Raw genomic sequence first — 15,859 nt, forward strand, 5'->3', positions numbered from 1 at the left:
ATCCGATGCCGAGTGCCGCCGACGGCGCGTGCCAGTGCGGCAGCGCGGCGCCCATGAGGGACGGCACCTGTCCGCCCACGATCACCAGCGACGAGCCGATGGTGAACCCGCTCATTACGGGGCGCGAGAAGAAGTTGGCGAGAAAGCCGAGCCGGAAGACGCCGCAGGCCAGCAGCGCGACGCCGGTGATGACTGCCAGCTGCGCGGCCAGCACGTGATACAGGCCGGTGCCCTGCGCCGCCAGCGGTGCGAGTGCGGACCCGGTCATGAGCGAGACGATGGCCATGGGGCCGATCGACTGCGCCATGCTGGTGCCGAGCAGCGCGTAGAGGATGCCGGGGACGATGCTGGCATACAGGCCCGCTACGGGCGGCAAACCCGCCACCAGGGCATAGGCCATCCCCTGCGGGATCATCATCATCGCCACCACGATACCGGCGCCAATGTCGCCGGCCAGCGACTCACGGCGGTAGGGCCGTAACCATTCGAGCATGCAGGTCAGGTCTTCGTTGAAAACCGAAGCCTACCATGCCGCGCCATCGGGAGCGAAGCTTGCGCCCTCCTTCTTTCAATAGACTCCGCCGCGGCGCGCCCGCCGCCCGGCCACGGCCAGTACGGCCAGCCCCGCGCACAGCAGCAGCCCAGCCGCCGGTTCCGGTACTGCAGCCAGCGGGGTCAGGACCATGAGGGCGCCGCCGTCCTCGTATTGCGCAAAGCCCGCAATCTGTCCCGCCTCGTTCAAGAGCATGGGCTGGAAGTCCGAGGGTCTCGCGCTGCCGTCGATCAGGTCGAGAAGTTTGTAGAGATGACCGTCGTGGGACAGTACGGCGTAGCTGATGTCTTCACCGGCCACAGGGCTGCGGCCAACCATGTCGCCGCTGTTATTGATGGCGCGAGGGTAGAAGCCAAGACTGGACAGCCCGGCGAGTTCCGTCATCTGGCCATCGTGGTACAGGAAGCCCCCCTGCCCGCCCTGCGTACCAAACCAGCCCACTACGTCGCCGTGGTCGTTCATCCCATACGCGCGGCTGGATGTCCAGCCGGGCTGGTTCAGATCCAGCACCGTGCTGCCATCGAACAGGAAAGCGTGGGTTGTGAATGGGCGGGCATAGAAGGCACCGGTGCCCGCGACCTGATTGGAGCTGTTGACTGCAATGCCCTCGTTGAAGTTTGCGCCCGGAAGATCGAATGTCGCAATCTGGCCATCCCGATACAGCATGGCCGATGCCTCTGAGGAGGTACCCACCCAGCCGGTGATCGCGCCCTGCTCGCTGATCGCCTTCGCAGAGCTTTCGCGCCAGCCGGGGGTGTTCAACGAAGTGACGGTGCCGTTCCGGTAGACATAGGCTGTGGTTCCGGCATCGCCATAATAGTCAGTGACGGAACCCACCAGCACTCCGCTGCTGTTCACGTTACCGACCTCGTTCCAACGCCACTGCGGCATCGGAATCGGTGCAGGATCGGCGCCGCGGCTCGGCCAGATGAAGCCTTGAGTGGTGTAGGCTTGTTCGCCATAGAACGAACCGGCAACAATACCGCTGTTGCTCAAGCCGATGGAGTAGGCGGATTGGTTCGGTGCAGTCCGGTACAACGCGGCCGTATAGCGCGGCGGGTCGGCAGCGTAGGCGGATGAGGCAAAGAGAGCGAGAGCGGCGGCGGTGAGATAACGAGCGGTCGTTTTCATGGCTTCTCCTTTCGGTCACAACCGTAAGGATCGCAAACACCGCCGAGTTTCCGCGCCGAATTTGCCGAGCTCGCTAGTGCTAGCTCATCGCCAGTTCCACGCAATTGCGGCCGGCGCGCTTGGCGCGGGCCAAGGCAGCGTCGACACGCAGGGTGAGCTTGTCCGGGTCTTCGTCGCCGGTCAGTTGGCCGACGCCGGCGCTGATGGTGAGCCGGTCGCAGCCCGCGAAGTCGGTACCGGCGACGGCGGCGCGGATTTTTTCGGCGACCTTGAGGCCATCAATGGCGCTGGTGTGTGGGGCGATGACGGCGAAGGTCTCGCCGCCGGTGCGCACCAGCTGGTCGGAACTGCGCAGCACTCCGCCCACCACTGCGGCCACGGTGCGCAGGGCCAGGTCGCCGACCGCGTGGCCATAGCGGTCGTTCACCTGGCGGAAGCGGTCGATGTCGAAGGCGATCAGTGCCAGTGGCGCGTGGTAGCGGCGCGCGCGGCGGGCTTCCTGCATCAGCAGTTCCTCGCCGCGGCGGCGGTTGGCGACACCGGTCAGCGCATCGGTGGTGGCGAGGCGCGTGACCTGGGCGGCCAGCTGCTCGGTGTCGCGCGCCATTTCGGCGGTGCGCAGGGCGAAGCCTGCCAGCTGCGCCAGCGCGGCCAGCGTCGCGAAATCCTCGGGGCTGAACCAGTGCTGCTGCTCGAACATCAGGCAGATCGACCCGCGCTCGGCACCGCCGGACAAGCGCACCGGGATGCCGAGGACCATGTGGATGTCCTGGGTCAGCAGGTTCATGGCCAGTTCCGGCTCGCCCGCTTTTTCCGGGGCGTCGAGCAGGCACAGTTCTCCCGACAATGCGGCGACCAGACCGGGGAAGGCGTGCCGCCATGGCGAGCGGGCCCGCTCCGCGGCGGGGCCGAGCAGGCGCTCCATATCCAGCCCGTCCTTGCCGGCCTGGCCGACCAGTTGCAAGTCGTCCGAGGCCTTCATCTCGAACAGCGCGGCATGCGCCACGCCGGGGAAGCTGGCTAGCGTGGCGCACACCCGGGCCGGCATGCGCGCGAGATCGTCGATGTCGGCGATCGCGTCCTGCATGCGGGTGCGGACGGCCAGCAGCGCGCGCAGGCTGGCCGGGGTGGCCGCGCTGCCGCCGCGCTGAAGATGTTCGGCGGCGACATCGCACATGGCCTCGTCCAGCAGCGGCGCGATGGCATAGTCCACCGGACCATACCGGTTGAGCGCCGGTATCCATGAGGCGTGCGTGAAGGGGCAGACCGCCAGCACGGCGGTATTGTGACCAGATGCGGACACAACCAATTGGCCGAGAGCGGCGAGGTCCAGACCGCGGTTATAGCCTTCCAGTTCCAGCACCAGCAGGTCTACCGATTCGCTCGCCATCAGCTCAGCTGCCTGCTCGGCACTTTCCACCACTAACAGGCGCAGGAAGCGCCCGCCGCAGCCGTGGCGGAATGCGTCCCGCCGCGCAGGCTCGGGACTGAGGAAGACGGCGACCGGCAGGGACGACGCGGCGCTGGGCGCGCTCATGAATGCTCCTGATCAATGTACTAAGGCAACTGGACAGGAGTGTGCCAGAAATTGGACAGGGTCGACGTTCGGGAATATGTGTGGAAGCGCACGGTCGCCGACGAGCCGCGGGCGAATACTTCCCAGACCTACCAAGGAGGACCGCAATGGCACAGAACGAACAGCGCGACCAGGGCGCGGCAATGCAGGGCGACACCCACAATGCACCGGGCGAAGGCACCGTCGAAGCGGCGGCCGCGCGCCAGAAGGCGATCCAGAGCCGCCAGGACGACAAGGACCAGCACCAGCAGCAGCAAGGCCAGAGCGAGCAGAAGGCCGCCCAGACCAGCGCCGTCCAGCAGCCGGTGCCGCCGATGCACCAGCCGCACATCGCCAAGCCGGGCATCGAGCAGGATATGCAGGTCAAGCCGCGCTTCATGGCCGAGCAGTACAAGGGCAGCGGCAAGCTGGAAGGCATGTCCGCCATCGTGACCGGCGGCGACTCCGGCATCGGGCGCGCGGTGGCGGTGCTGTTCGCGCGCGAAGGCGCGGACGTGGCGATCGTCTACCTCAACGAGCACGAGGACGCAGCCGAGACGGCGCGCTGCATCGAGGCCGAGGGGCGGCGCTGCATCACGCTGGCGGGCGACGTCAAGGACATGGCGTTCTGCCAGGACGCGGTCGACAAGACCGTGCAGGCGTTCGGGAAGCTGGACATCCTGGTCAACAATGCCGCATTCCAGGAGCACGCCTCGGACCTGCTGGATATCACCGAGGACCGGCTGGACGAGACCTTCCGCACCAATATCTTCGGCTACTTCCACATGGCCAAGGCCGCCCTGCCCCATCTCAAGCGCGGCTCGTCCATCATCAATACCGGTAGTGTGACCGGTCTGAAAGGCGCGAAGCAGCTGCTCGATTATTCGGCGACCAAGGGCGCGATCCACGCCTTCACCATGTCGCTGGCCGCCAACCTGCTGGACAAGGGCATCCGCGTGAACGCGGTGGCCCCGGGCCCGGTGTGGACGCCGCTGAACCCGGCCGACGGCCCCGCCGAGAAAATCGAAAGCTTCGGTTCGCAGACCACCTATGGCCGCCCGGCCCAGCCGGAGGAGTTGTCGCCGGCGTACGTGTTCCTGGCGGCGCCGGTCTGCTCCAGCTACATCACCGGCATCATCCTGCCGATCACCGGCAGCGTCGGGGAATAACACCGTTACGCTACCAAGCGCAGACAAGGAGAAGCCCATGGCACGCAGCATGTGGAAAGGCGCAATCAGTTTTGGACTCGTGCACATCCCGGTCGAGATGTACCCTGCCACGCGCGAACATTCGCTCGACCTGACGATGCTGGACAAGCGCGACTTTTCGCCCATCGGCTTCAAGCGCTACAACAAGGGCAATGAGAAGGAAGTCACCTGGGACAACATCGTCAAGGGCTATGAATATACTCCTGGGGAGTATGTGGTCCTGTCCGATGAAGACCTGCGCCGGGCCAACGTGGAGGCCACGCAGACCATCGACATCCTGGCCTTCGTGGATGGCGACCAGGTTCCGCTGATCTACTACGACCAGCCCTACTACCTCGCCCCCGGCAAGGGCGGCGACAAGGTGTATGCCCTGCTGCGCGAGACGCTGTGCCATGCGGGCAAGGTGGGCATCGCCACGGTGGTCATCCGCGTCAAGCAACACCTGTGCGCGCTGGTGTGCATGGGCGATGTGATCGTGATGAATACCCTGCGCTACCAGGACGAGATCCGCGCCACCGATGAATTGAAGATCCCGGCGCGCGGCGACAAAAAGACTGCGCTCACGGACAAGGAGCTGAAGATGGCGCTGGCCCTGGTGGAGGGCATGAGCGAGGAGTGGAAGCCGGAACAGTATCACGACACCTATCGCGAGGACGTGCTGGCCCTGATCGAGAAAAAGGTCGCCAGCGGCGACACCAAGACGCTCACCCAGCCGGAGGGCGAACGCGAACGTCCGGCCACCGGCAACGTCATCGACCTGGTGGCGCTGCTGCAGCAGTCGCTGGGCGGCGGCGGCAAGGCCGGCGGCAAGGAGAGCGCCAGCTCCAAGCGCACGGCCGCCAACGACGACGACAGCGAGGAAGACGCCGCACCAGCACCGAAACGGCGCGCGGCGGCGGCCTCCAAGTCCACCTCGCATCGCACATCGACCAAGACCACCGCCAAATCCACTGCGGCAAGCAAGACCACCAAGACGGCCGCCAAGTCCACCACGACGCGCGCCCGCAAGACCGCTTGACCGCTTGAACAATCAACCAGTTCAGGACCGGTCGCTGACCGGTCTCGGACCAACTTACCCATCCGATGGACGACCTGATCGATTTCCTTCAATGGCCCGCCATGCTTGTCACCCTGCTCGGGTGCTGGTGGCTGGCGTCCAGCCACGCGGGCAAGCGCATGCTCGGCTTCTGGTGCATGGTGGCGTCCAACGCCCTGTGGATCATCTGGGGCTGGCACGACGAGGCCTACGCCCTCATCACCCTGCAGGTCGGCCTGCTGGCCCTGAACATCCGCGGCATCGTCAAGAACGAGCACGCCGCCGCTCCCTCGGACCGCGTCCCCAGTGGCAGCTAACACCCCTCGGCGGCAGCCCGGATTTTCATCTACACTGATCCGGTCGTCGTCCCCCGGGAGCGCCTATGTCGCCGAACGTTGGTCACCAGATCGCGCTGGCGCTGGCAGGAAGTGCCGTGCTGGCAGCTGTCCACTGGCTGGCTCCGCCCGTGCAGCGGCTGCCGGAGCGGGCCCGGGCGTGGCTGGGCAGTTTCAGTGGCGGCGCCGGGCTGGCCTATGTGCTGCTGTATCTGCTGTTTCAGCTCACTGGGGCAGGCGCCCCCGCCATCCATGCCCTCCTCCCGCTCACGCCGGACGCGCGCGAGACAGTATTCCTGCTCCTGCTGGTGGCCGTCACCGCGACCTACCTGGTGCAGGCCCACTTATCGAAGACGCCCGGCCAGCGCGATGATTTTCTCGGGTACGCCCTGGTCTTCCTGGCCTATAACCTGCTGGCGGGTGCGGGCCTGGTCGAAGAAGCGGTGGGCGGCATTCTGAACCTGGCGTTCTACGTAGTGGCACTCAGCTTGCACTTGCTGGCCAATGCCCTGCTCCTGCACCACCTGGACCCCGGTTCGCATCACCGGCGCTGGCGTCTGGCGCTGGCGGCCATGCCGGTGGCCGGCTGCGCCTCCGCCGCCGCCCTGGCACCGCCCGAAGGCCTGCTGTACATCGTGCTGGCACTGATTGCCGGAAGCACGGTGATTCAGGTCGTGCGGCAGGAGCTGCCCAGTCCCGAGGCGGTGCGGCCGATGGCCTTCCTGGCGGGGGGCAGCGCTGTATTCGGCCGTCATCATGGCCACCTGGCGCCTGTAGGGCTGCGACGCTCCGACCCAGCGCCCGGCGGACAACCGCAACCCGGCCATGCCGGGCCGCGCCGCGGCCTATTTGAGCCCCATCTGCTTCATCGCCGCCGTGATGGTCTTGGCGGATTTGGCGTAGTCCGACCACGGCTCGTTGCCGCGGTCCAGGCGGGTGTGGGCGTTTTGCACGTTCCACTGGTCGCCCGCCTTGAGGGCACCCAGTTCATCCCACGACACGGGCACCGAAATGCCGAGTCCCGGCCGCACGCGTGCGGACCAGGCGGAGGCCGTGGTGGCGCCGCGCCCATTGCGCAGGTAGTCGATAAAGATCTTGCCGACCCGGTTCTTGGCCCCGCTCTTGAAGGCGAAACGGTCCGGCAGCGTACGCGCCAGGTGTTCGACGACGGACTTGGAGAAGTCCTTCACCGTGTCCCAATCGTACATCGGCTTGATCGGCACCACCACGTGCAGGCCCTTGCCGCCGCTGGTTTTCAGGAAGGACGGCAGGCCAAGCTGGTCGAGAAAGGCGTGCATCAGCTGCGCGGCGTCCTGCATGGCTTTCCACTGCACGCCCTCGCCGGGATCCAGGTCGAACACGATGCGGTTCGGCTTTTCGTAGGTTTTGCAGCTGGCGTTCTGGGTGTGGAACTCGACCACATTCCACTGGGCTGCCGACAGCACGCCCTCAGTGCCCGGGATTTCCAGCATCGGCGGGTGGCCAGGGTCGAGCGCCGCAGGAAGCTGCTTCACGCCCGGCAGCTTGCCGACTTCACTGTGCTTCTGGAAGAACAGCTCTCCGCCAACGCCACCCGGGGCGCGCACCAGCGACAGGGGCCGCGTTTTCAGGTGCTCGGTGATCAGATCCGCCACCAACGCGTAGTAGCGCACCAGTTCGAGCTTGGTGACGCCGGTCGACGGATCGACGATCCGCTCGCCGTGCGTCACCTTCAGCGACTCCGGAATGCGGCCTTGAACGGCGCCACTATCGGCGCCACCGGTTGCTGGATTCATATTCGTGCCCTCCTCCACATGGCGCGCCTGTTCGCGCCCGATCGATTTGGCCTGCTTGTCCGCGCGCAGGCCCTGGAACACAGCATGCCGCACCGACCCGTCACGCGTCCATTCGGCAAAGCTCACCTCCGCGATCAGCTTCGGCTTCACCCAATGGTGCTTGCGGCCAGGGACTGCCTTGGGCGGGAACGGGCTCTCGTCCGTCTTCAACGCACTCAGTTTCTTGTACAGGTCCCGCAGCGTGGAATCGTTGAATCCCGTGCCCACGTTGCCTGCGTACTGCAGCTGCCCGTCCTTGTCATGCACCCCGAGCAGCAGCGAGCCGATGCCGGTGCGCGAACCCTGCGGATCAGTGTAGCCTGCGATGACGAATTCCTGCCGCAGCTGGCATTTCAGCTTGATCCACTCGGGCGAGCGCCGTTCCAGATACAGCGAATCACGGCGCTTGCCAATGATGCCTTCCAGCCCGAGCTTGCAGGCAGCGGCCACCAGCTCGGTGGGATTGGTTCCAAATTCGTCCGAATAGCGCACGGCGTCGCTGGCGCGCTTGGCCAGCACCTCCTTCAGCATCGCGCGCCGTTCGTCGAGCCGCACGCTGCGCATGTCGTAGCCGTTGAGGTAAGGCGCGTCGAAGATGAAATACACGATCTGGCCGGCCTTGCGGCCATCGAAGGCCTGCTGCAGCAGGCCGAAATTCGGCTTGCCGTTTTCATCGTGGACCACGATCTCGCCGTCGTAGAAGCCGTCGGGCAGCTTGGCCTTCAGGATCGCATCGCGCAGCGGGAGCATCTTGCTGGTCCAGTCGTTGCCGTTGCGGGTGATAAGGCGCACCTCCTTGCCCTCCACGCGCGCCAGCATGCGGTAGCCATCGAACTTGATCTCGTAGATCCAGTCGTCGGGATTGGCGGGCGGACCGTCGACCAGCGTCGCCAGCTCCGGCTGGAGGGACGCAGGCAGCGCGGCTTTCACCGCGCCGTCAGGCTGCTGCCCCTTCTTGACCGCGCGCTTGACGCCCGCGATGGCGCGCGCCGGCGCTTTGCGGTCCTTCGTCTTCTTCATCGCGCCGGGCATGGGCAGGTCTTTCACGCTGTCCGGCATTTCGTCGACCAGCGAGAACTCCTCGGCCGAACGCACGTATTCATCCTTCTCTTTAATGAGCAGCCACGGTTCCTGCTTTTCGCCATGGCCCTTCATCCGCACCAGCACCCACTTGCCATGCATCTTGTGGCCGCGGATTTCGAATTTCAGATTGCCCTTGCGGTAGCCCTCGTGCGGGTCGTCGAGCGGATGCCAGGTCCCCTTGTCCCAGATGATCACCTTGCCCGCGCCGTACTGCCCTTCGGGGATCGTGCCTTCGAACGACGAATACGAAATCGGGTGGTCCTCGACATGCACCGCCATGCGCTTGTCATGCGGATCGTAGCTCGGGCCCTTGGGCACGGCCCAGCTTTTCATGGTGCCGTCGAGCTCCAGCCGGAAGTCGTAGTGCAGGCGCGACGCCCAGTGCTTCTGGATGACGAACGTCAGCTCTTCAAGCCCTTCCTGTCCGCCCTCCTCGGGCTCGGACGTGATGGAGAAATTGCGCTTGGCCTTGTATTCCTTCAGAGAATCACGTGCTGTGGGCATGGCATCACCTCGGTCAGATCGGTCCACGTTATGTCAGCACGGCAAATAGCACCGTTCGCCACCTAACAGTGAAGAATCGTGAGGACTGTAAGCGGATGTAAAAGGAGGTCAACCTATATCAAGCCGGCTGCGTTTTGGCTTCAGTAGCAACGGGCATGAGCCCACCATGAACGTCGTAACTTTTCACAAGGAAACTAAACATGAGCAAACTCATCGCCTCCCTGATCGCCGGCCTGTTCGCTGTCTCCGCTTTCGCTGCCCAGACCCCGGCCACCACCACGCCGGACACCAAGGCCGCCACCAAGGAGCAGAAGGCCATGCACAAGGCTGAAGCCAAGGAGATGAAGGCCGAAGCCAAGGAGCAGAAAGCTGACGCGAAAGCCGAAGCCAAGACCGAGAAGGCTATGGCATCGGCCCATGAAGACATGGCCAGCGCCAAGGCCGACGAGCACAAAGCCAAGGCCAAGGCTCACAAGAAGGCCGCCAAGGCCAAGGCCGAAGCCAAGGCAGACAAGGCATCCGCCGCTGCCGAGATGAAGGCCGACGCCGCCAAGTAATCTGCCTTACCGCACTGCGCCGCGCGGCCGTATGCCGTGTGCGCCAGCCGCTCCGTTGGTGGAGCGCCCTCCGACGCGCCGGTTCGCTCCCGGCGCGTTTTCTTTTCCCCGTTCCCTGCCCGCAGCGCCGCCCGTAACGTCGGTGCGACACCTTTGCCGCTGAGTACGCTGGGGACGTACCCCGGCGTGCTGGGCGGCAGAAGTGGCGCGCGGGTGGCTCAGCAGTAGGGGTGGCGTCCTGGGGAAGGTCGGTTTCGAATCGACGCTCGCGCGCGAAAAAAAGGCCGGGGCCGCGTGGTGCGGGTCCCGGCCAAGTGGCGTCAACGGGTCAGGTTATTGCCAGCTGCCGCCAAGGGAGCGGATCAGGGCGACCGTGGTGACGGCGCGGTTGCCGCGCAGCTGGACGGCGCTGCGTTCCACCGCGGCCAGGTTGCGCTGCGCGTCCAGCAGCTCCAGGTAGCTGGAGCGGCCGGCGTTGTAGAGCTTCTGCGCCAGGTCGGCCGAGCGGCGGGCCGACACCACCGCGTCGTCCACCTGCTCCGCCTGGCCGGCGAGGATGCGCAGGCCCGCCAGGTTGTCCTCGACTTCCTGGAACGCGGTCAGCACCTGCTGGCGGTACGCCGCCACCGATTCATCCAGGGCCGCTTCGCTGCGGGTGATGTTGGCGCGGTTGCGGCCACCGTCGATCAAAGGCATCGACAGCAGCGCACCGACCACCCACGCCTTGGACGCGGCCTGGAACAGCGCGCCGGTGGACGCGGTCTCCGTGCCCGCCGCGGCGCTCAGGGTCAGGGCCGGGAACAGCGCGGACCGGGCTACGCCGATGCGCGCATTGGACGCCATCACCTGCTGCTGCGCGGCGCTGATGTCCGGGCGCCGCTCCAGCAGCGTGGAAGGCAGGCCCGCCGGGACCACCGGCAGCGCATGCGCATCCGCCATCGGGTTCGACTCCTGTCCGAAAGCGGCGGGCGGACGGCCCAGCAGCACCGCCAGCGCATGCTCCAGCGAGGCACGCTGGCGCTGCACACCGATCGCCTCCGCGCGGCTGGTCGCCAGCTCGGTCTTGGCGCGCGCCAGATCGAACTCGCCGATGTCGCCCAGTTCAAAGCGGCGCTGGTTGACCTTCACGCTCTCCTCGCGCAGCCGCACCGTTTCTTCCAGCGTGCGCAGCTCCGCATCGGTCGCACGCAAGCGGAAGTAGGTCTGGGCCACGTCCGCCTGCAACGCCAGCAGCACCGAACGGTAGGTCGCTTCCGACGCTGCCGCATCCAGCCGCGCCGCGCTCACGCTGGCACCCACGCGGCCGAACAGGTCGACCTCGTAGCTGGCCGTGAGCTTGGCCTGGTACAGATTCCCCGGCGCCACCGGCGTCCCTTGCGGGAGTCCGAGCGACACATCCGACGCGCGCGCCCGCTGGGCGCCGATGCCGCCGCCCACCTGCGGCATGCGGTCCGCCTCCGCGATCCCGGCCAGCGCCCTCGCCTGCCGCACGCGTGCGGCGGCGCTGGCGAGGTTCTGATTGGCGGCGGTGGCCTGCGTGACCAGCGCGGAGAGCGCCGGGTCATGGAAGGCCAGCCACCATTCGCCGCGCGGCTGCGCTTCGGATGGCGTGGCCAGCTTCCACTGGCCGTTGCCGATCGCCGCTTCCTTGAACCCTGTCGGCACCTCCACCTTGGGCGTGTCCATGGTCGGCACCGAGGAGCAGGCCGCCAGCACCGCCGCAGCCAGCGGCGCCAGGACAAAGGTCTTCACATTCAGTTTGAAACTCATTTCGCAACTCCTTCCACTGCCACCGGACGATGCGCCGCGCGGCGGCTGTCGATCGCCCGGGCAAAGGTCCGCAGCAGGACATAGAACACCGGCGTGAGGAACAGGCCGAAGAAGGTCACGCCCAGCATGCCGCCGAACACCGCGACACCCATCGCGTGGCGCATCTCCGCACCGGCGCCGGACGAGAACACCAGCGGCACCACACCCATGATGAACGCGATGGAGGTCATCAGGATCGGGCGCAGACGCAGGCGGCAGGCTTCCAGCGCGGCCTGCACCACGGTGCGGCCGTGCTCTTCCAGCTCCCGTGCAAACTCCACGATCAGGATCGCGTTCTTCGACGCCAATCCCACGAGCACGAACAGCGCGATCTGCGTGAAAATGTTGTTGTCGCCGTGGGTCAGCTTGACGCCCACCAGCGCGCACAGGATCGACATCGGCACGATCAGGATCACCGCCAGCGGAAGGGTCCAGCTCTCGTACTGCGCGGCCAGCACCAGGAACACCAGCAGCACGCACAGGGGGAACACAAACAGCATCGTGTTACCGGACAGGATCTCCTGGTAAGTCAGCTCGGTCCATTCGAAGCTCACGCCCTTCGGCAGGGTCTCGGCCGCGATCTGCTCCATGGCTGCCCGTGCGGTGCCCGAGGACACGCCCGGTGCCGGGCCGCCGTTGATGTCGGCGGAGACGTAGGCGTTGTAGCGCTGCACGCGGTCCGGCCCATAGCTGTCCTTCACGCGCATCAGCGACGACAGCGGAATCATCTCGCCCTTGTCGTTGCGGACTTTCAGCTGGCTGATGTCCTCCGCGTGGGAGCGGAACAGCGCATCGGCCTGCACGCGCACCTGGTAGGTGCGGCCAAACTGGTTGAAGTCATTCACGTACAGCGAACCGAGATTGATTTGCAAGGTCTGATAGATGGTCTGCAGCGGCACGCCGAGCTGCTTGGCCTTGGCGCGGTCCACGTCCGCGAACAGCTGCGGCACGTTGATCTGGTAGCTGGAGAACACACCCGCCAGGCGCGGATCCTGCCAGGCCTTCATCTGGAACTGCTTCACCGCTTCATACAGCTTGTCGAAACCGACGTTGCCCCGGTCCTCGATCATCATCTTGAAGCCACCGATCTGGCCCAGGCCATTCACGGGCGGCGGCGGGAACACCATGATGAAGGCGTCCTGGATCGCGCCCAGGCGCTTGTTGACCTCCGCCGCAATCGCCTCGCCGCTCAGGCCCTTGCGCTCGTCGAAAGGCTTGAGGGTGACGAACACGATGCCGGCATTCGGCGCGTTGGTGAAGCCGTTGATCGACAGGCCCGGGAAGGCCACCGACGACTGCACACCCGGCACGCCCTTGGCGATCTCGGACATCTTGCGGATCACGGTGTCGGTGCGGTCCAGCGAGGCGGCATCCGGCAGCTGGGCAAAGCCGACCAGGTACTGCTTGTCCTGTCCCGGCACGAAGCCGCTCGGCACCGCCTTGAACATGAAGACCGCGGCCAGCGCCAGGATCGCATACACGCCCAGAGCTGCGCTCTTGCGCTTGAGGACACCTTGCACGCCGTTCTCATACTTGTGCGAGGCGCGGCCGAACACGCGGTTGAACCAGCCGAAGAACGGGCCGAAGACCGCATCCATGGCGCGCGTCAGGCGGTCCTTCGGCGCATCGTGGTGGCGCAGCAGCGTGGCGGCCAGCGCCGGCGACAGCGTCAGCGACGAGAAGGCCGAGATCACGGTGGACATCGCGATGGTCAACGCGAACTGGCGGTAGAACTGGCCGGTCAGGCCCGACACGAAGGCGATCGGCACGAACACGGCGCACAGCACCAGGGCGATCGCGATGATCGGGCCCGAGACTTCCTTCATCGCCTGCACGGTGGCGTCGCGTGGACTCAGGCCGTTGGCGATATTGCGCTCCACGTTTTCCACCACCACGATGGCGTCGTCCACCACGATACCGATGGCGAGAACAAGCCCGAACAGCGACAGGGTGTTGATCGAAAAGCCGAACATCAGCATCACCGCAAACGTACCGATGATGGACACCGGAACCGCCAGCAGCGGGATGATGGAGGCGCGCCAGGTCTGCAGGAACACGATCACCACGATCACCACCAGGGCCACGGCCTCCAGCAGGGTGTGGATCACGGCCTTGATCGACTCGCGCACGAACTGGGTCGGGTCATACACCACGTCATACGACACGTCTTCCGGGAAGTCCTTCTTCAGCTCTTCCATTTTGGCGCGCACGTTGGAGGAGAGCTGCAGTGCGTTCGAGCCCGGGGCCTCGAAGATGCCGATGGCCGCCGCCGACTTGTTGTTCAGCAGCGAACGCAGGGCATAGGAGTTGGAACCGAGCTCGATGCGCGCCACGTCCCGCAGGCGCGTGAGGGCGCCATCGCCGTTGGTGCGCACGATGATGTCGCCGAATTCCTCGATGGTGTTGAGACGGCCCTGGGTATTCACGGTCAGCTGGAACTCGGAGTTCTTCGACGGCGCCTGGCCGATCACACCGGCCGCCACCTGCACGTTCTGCTCGCGGATCGCGCCGACCACGTCGCTGGCGGTGAGGCCGCGCGCCGCGATCTTCTGCGGGTCGAGCCACACGCGCATCGCGTAGTCGCCGGCGCCGAACAGCTGCACGTCGCCCATGCCGGGGATGCGCGCCAGCTGGTCCTTGATGTTCAGGACCGCGTAGTTGCGCAGGTAGACGTCGTCATAGCGGCCCTTGGGCGAGACCAGGTGCACCACCATGGTCAGGTTGGGGGAGGCCTTCACGGCCGTCACGCCGATCTGGCGCACCTCTTCCGGCAGGCGTGGGAGCGCGCGCTGGATGCGGTTCTGGATCTGCGATTCGGCCTGTTCGACATCGGTACCGACCTTGAACGTCACCGTCAGCATCAGCGCGCCGTCGGAGGTGTTCTGGGAGGTCATGTACAGCATGTTCTCGGTGCCGTTGATCTGCTCCTCGAGCGGCGCAGCCACGGTTTCCGCGATCACCTTCGGGTTGGCGCCGGGGTACTGGGCGCGCACCACCACCGAGGGCGGCACCACGTCCGGGTACTCCGAGACCGGCAGCTCGAAGATCGCGATCAGCCCCGCCACGAAGACGAGGATCGACAGCACGGCCGCAAAGATCGGCCGGTCGATGAAGAAGCGGGAGATGTTCATGTCTTATTGGTCCTTCGAGGTCGTATCAATCGCAGCCACCGTCTGCGCCTTGCCGTTGCCGGTGACGGCAGCGATCATCGGCACCGTCTGCGCGGTGACCGGGGCACCCGGCTGCACACGCTGCAGGCCGTTGACGACGATGCGCTCGCCCGGCTTCAGGCCATCGCGCACCACGCGCAGGCCGTCCACGGTCGGGCCCAGCACCACCGGGCGGTATTCAGCCTTGTTGTCCTTGCCGATGACGAAGACAAATTTGCGGTCCTGGTCCGTGCCCACCGCCCGGTCGGTAATCAATAACGCCCGAGTCTCGGTTGCGGTATTACCGCCAAGTTGGACGCGTGCGAACAGGCCTGGTACCAGTGCCTTGTCGGTATTGTTCAGGATTGCGCGCATGCGCACCGACCCGGTGGAGGCATCCAGCCGGTTGTCGACGAATTCCAGCTTGCCCTCGTGCGGGAAGCCCGCTTCGTTGGCCAGGCCCACCTTCACGCTCACCGGCTGGCCCTTGCGGGTCGCCTCGCCGATGCGCAGCAGGGTCGCTTCGTCGCCATCGAAGCTGGCGTAGATCGGGTTGGACGAGACCACCGAGGTCAGGACCACGCTGCCATCCACCAGGTTGCCGTTGGTGACTTCGGCCTTGGACACGCGGCCCGAAATCGGCGCGGTGACGCGGGTGTAGGAGAGATTCAGGCGCGCCGCTTCGTGGGCGGCCTGCGCGGCGCGTACGTTGGCGTCCAGCTCTTTCAGAGACGAAGCCTTCTCGTCGAATTCGCGCTGGGCGATGGCCTTGTCGGCCAGCAGGCGCTCGGAGCGGGCCAGTTCCAGCTTGGCCAGGTCCGCCTTGGCGCGGGCGGAGTTCAGCGACGCTTCGGTGCGCGCAGCTTCCGCCTCGTACGGACGCGGGTCGATCACGAAGAGCACATCGCCCTTTTTCACTTCCGAACCTGGCTGGAAGTTGGTCTGGGTGATGAAGCCGGAAACGCGGGCGCGGATCTCGACCCGGTCCACCGCTTCCAGGCGGCCAGAGAATTCCTGGGTCTCGTTGACGGACTTCTCGACGACCTGCGCGGCTGTGATGGGCGGCCCGCCGGCCGGTGCTCCAGCCGCGGGCGCGCTGTTGGCCTGGCCGCAGCCGGACAGCAC

12 protein-coding genes are annotated in these 15,859 nt (G+C 66.0%); 4 read left to right on the top strand and 8 right to left on the bottom strand.

What is annotated here, in order from left to right:
* The 3 genes from E4L96_RS05525 to E4L96_RS05535 form a co-directional block, all read right to left on the bottom strand.
* Positions 1–493: SulP family inorganic anion transporter (locus tag E4L96_RS05525; RefSeq protein ID WP_267874313.1), on the bottom strand; the 493-nt coding region annotated here is incomplete at its 3' end.
* A 75-nt stretch (positions 494–568) separates the two neighbouring features.
* A complete protein-coding gene (locus E4L96_RS05530) occupies positions 569–1,684 on the bottom strand; it encodes a VPLPA-CTERM sorting domain-containing protein (RefSeq protein WP_135206221.1) in 1,116 nt (371 codons plus the stop codon).
* Positions 1,685–1,763: 79 nt separating this feature from the next.
* A complete protein-coding gene (locus E4L96_RS05535) occupies positions 1,764–3,221 on the bottom strand; it encodes a GGDEF domain-containing protein (RefSeq protein ID WP_135206222.1) in 1,458 nt (485 codons plus the stop codon).
* A 182-nt stretch (positions 3,222–3,403) separates the two neighbouring features.
* Here E4L96_RS05535 and E4L96_RS05540 point away from each other — a divergent pair, with 182 nt between their 5' ends.
* The 3 genes from E4L96_RS05540 to E4L96_RS05550 all read left to right on the top strand — a co-directional run bounded on the left by E4L96_RS05540 (position 3,404) and on the right by E4L96_RS05550 (position 5,800).
* Positions 3,404–4,408 (top strand): SDR family oxidoreductase, encoded by a 1,005-nt coding sequence (locus E4L96_RS05540; RefSeq protein ID WP_135206231.1) that lies wholly within the window; start codon positions 3,404–3,406, stop codon positions 4,406–4,408.
* Positions 4,409–4,445: 37 nt separating this feature from the next.
* The gene (gene ku, locus E4L96_RS05545) at positions 4,446–5,465 is read left to right on the top strand and encodes a non-homologous end joining protein Ku (protein ID WP_135206223.1); all 1,020 of its coding nucleotides are present in this window, start codon (positions 4,446–4,448) and stop codon (positions 5,463–5,465) included.
* 101 nt (positions 5,466–5,566) lie between these two features.
* Positions 5,567–5,800, top strand: a complete 234-nt coding sequence (locus tag E4L96_RS05550) for a hypothetical protein (RefSeq protein ID WP_307721627.1) — start codon at positions 5,567–5,569, stop codon at positions 5,798–5,800.
* Positions 5,801–6,162: 362 nt separating this feature from the next.
* On the opposite strand, the gene E4L96_RS05555 is transcribed toward E4L96_RS05550, so the two are convergent.
* Together E4L96_RS05555 and ligD are read right to left on the bottom strand one after the other, a co-directional pair.
* The gene (locus E4L96_RS05555; protein WP_135206225.1) at positions 6,163–6,576 is read right to left on the bottom strand and encodes a hypothetical protein; all 414 of its coding nucleotides are present in this window, start codon (positions 6,574–6,576) and stop codon (positions 6,163–6,165) included.
* A gap of 87 nt (positions 6,577–6,663) precedes the next feature.
* Positions 6,664–9,219, bottom strand: coding sequence for a DNA ligase D (gene ligD / locus E4L96_RS05560; protein WP_135206226.1), 2,556 nt, complete (start codon positions 9,217–9,219; stop codon positions 6,664–6,666).
* Between the two features lie 200 nt (positions 9,220–9,419).
* On the opposite strand from ligD, the gene E4L96_RS05565 reads away from it, so the two are divergent.
* On the top strand, positions 9,420–9,776 hold the full coding sequence (locus tag E4L96_RS05565; RefSeq protein ID WP_135206227.1) for a hypothetical protein: 357 nt from the start codon (positions 9,420–9,422) through the stop codon (positions 9,774–9,776).
* A 333-nt stretch (positions 9,777–10,109) separates the two neighbouring features.
* Here the strand turns inward: E4L96_RS05565 and E4L96_RS05570 are convergent, their stop codons facing one another.
* Genes E4L96_RS05570 through E4L96_RS05580 form a run of 3 tightly spaced genes read right to left on the bottom strand, consistent with a single transcriptional unit; the run spans position 10,110 to position 15,859 of the window.
* Positions 10,110–11,546, bottom strand: a complete 1,437-nt coding sequence (locus tag E4L96_RS05570; protein WP_135206228.1) for an efflux transporter outer membrane subunit — start codon at positions 11,544–11,546, stop codon at positions 10,110–10,112.
* Positions 11,543–14,716: an efflux RND transporter permease subunit gene (locus E4L96_RS05575; RefSeq protein WP_135206229.1), complete on the bottom strand. Its 3,174-nt coding sequence runs from the start codon at positions 14,714–14,716 to the stop codon at positions 11,543–11,545. The genes E4L96_RS05570 and E4L96_RS05575 overlap by 4 nt, the downstream gene beginning before the upstream one ends.
* A 3-nt stretch (positions 14,717–14,719) precedes the next feature.
* Positions 14,720–15,859 (bottom strand): efflux RND transporter periplasmic adaptor subunit, encoded by a 1,140-nt coding sequence (locus E4L96_RS05580; RefSeq protein ID WP_370660725.1) that lies wholly within the window; start codon positions 15,857–15,859, stop codon positions 14,720–14,722.

This window comes from Zemynaea arenosa (assembly GCF_004614185.1).
Taxonomy (GTDB): Bacteria; Pseudomonadota; Gammaproteobacteria; order Burkholderiales; family Burkholderiaceae_D; genus Telluria; species Telluria arenosa.

Excerpts from the sequence above, each read along its gene's own strand:
- E4L96_RS05550 (WP_307721627.1), top strand. The coding sequence starts at position 5,567 with ATGCTTGTCACCCTGCTCGGGTGCTGGTGGCTGGCGTCCAGCCACGCG.
- E4L96_RS05575 (WP_135206229.1), bottom strand. The coding sequence starts at position 14,716 with ATGAACATCTCCCGCTTCTTCATCGACCGGCCGATCTTTGCGGCCGTG.
- ku (WP_135206223.1), top strand. The coding sequence starts at position 4,446 with ATGGCACGCAGCATGTGGAAAGGCGCAATCAGTTTTGGACTCGTGCAC.
- E4L96_RS05530 (WP_135206221.1), bottom strand. The coding sequence starts at position 1,684 with ATGAAAACGACCGCTCGTTATCTCACCGCCGCCGCTCTCGCTCTCTTT.
- E4L96_RS05555 (WP_135206225.1), bottom strand. The coding sequence starts at position 6,576 with ATGATGACGGCCGAATACAGCGCTGCCCCCCGCCAGGAAGGCCATCGG.
- E4L96_RS05570 (WP_135206228.1), bottom strand. The coding sequence starts at position 11,546 with ATGAGTTTCAAACTGAATGTGAAGACCTTTGTCCTGGCGCCGCTGGCT.
- ligD (WP_135206226.1), bottom strand. The coding sequence starts at position 9,219 with ATGCCCACAGCACGTGATTCTCTGAAGGAATACAAGGCCAAGCGCAAT.
- E4L96_RS05535 (WP_135206222.1), bottom strand. The coding sequence starts at position 3,221 with ATGAGCGCGCCCAGCGCCGCGTCGTCCCTGCCGGTCGCCGTCTTCCTC.
- E4L96_RS05540 (WP_135206231.1), top strand. The coding sequence starts at position 3,404 with ATGCAGGGCGACACCCACAATGCACCGGGCGAAGGCACCGTCGAAGCG.
- E4L96_RS05565 (WP_135206227.1), top strand. The coding sequence starts at position 9,420 with ATGAGCAAACTCATCGCCTCCCTGATCGCCGGCCTGTTCGCTGTCTCC.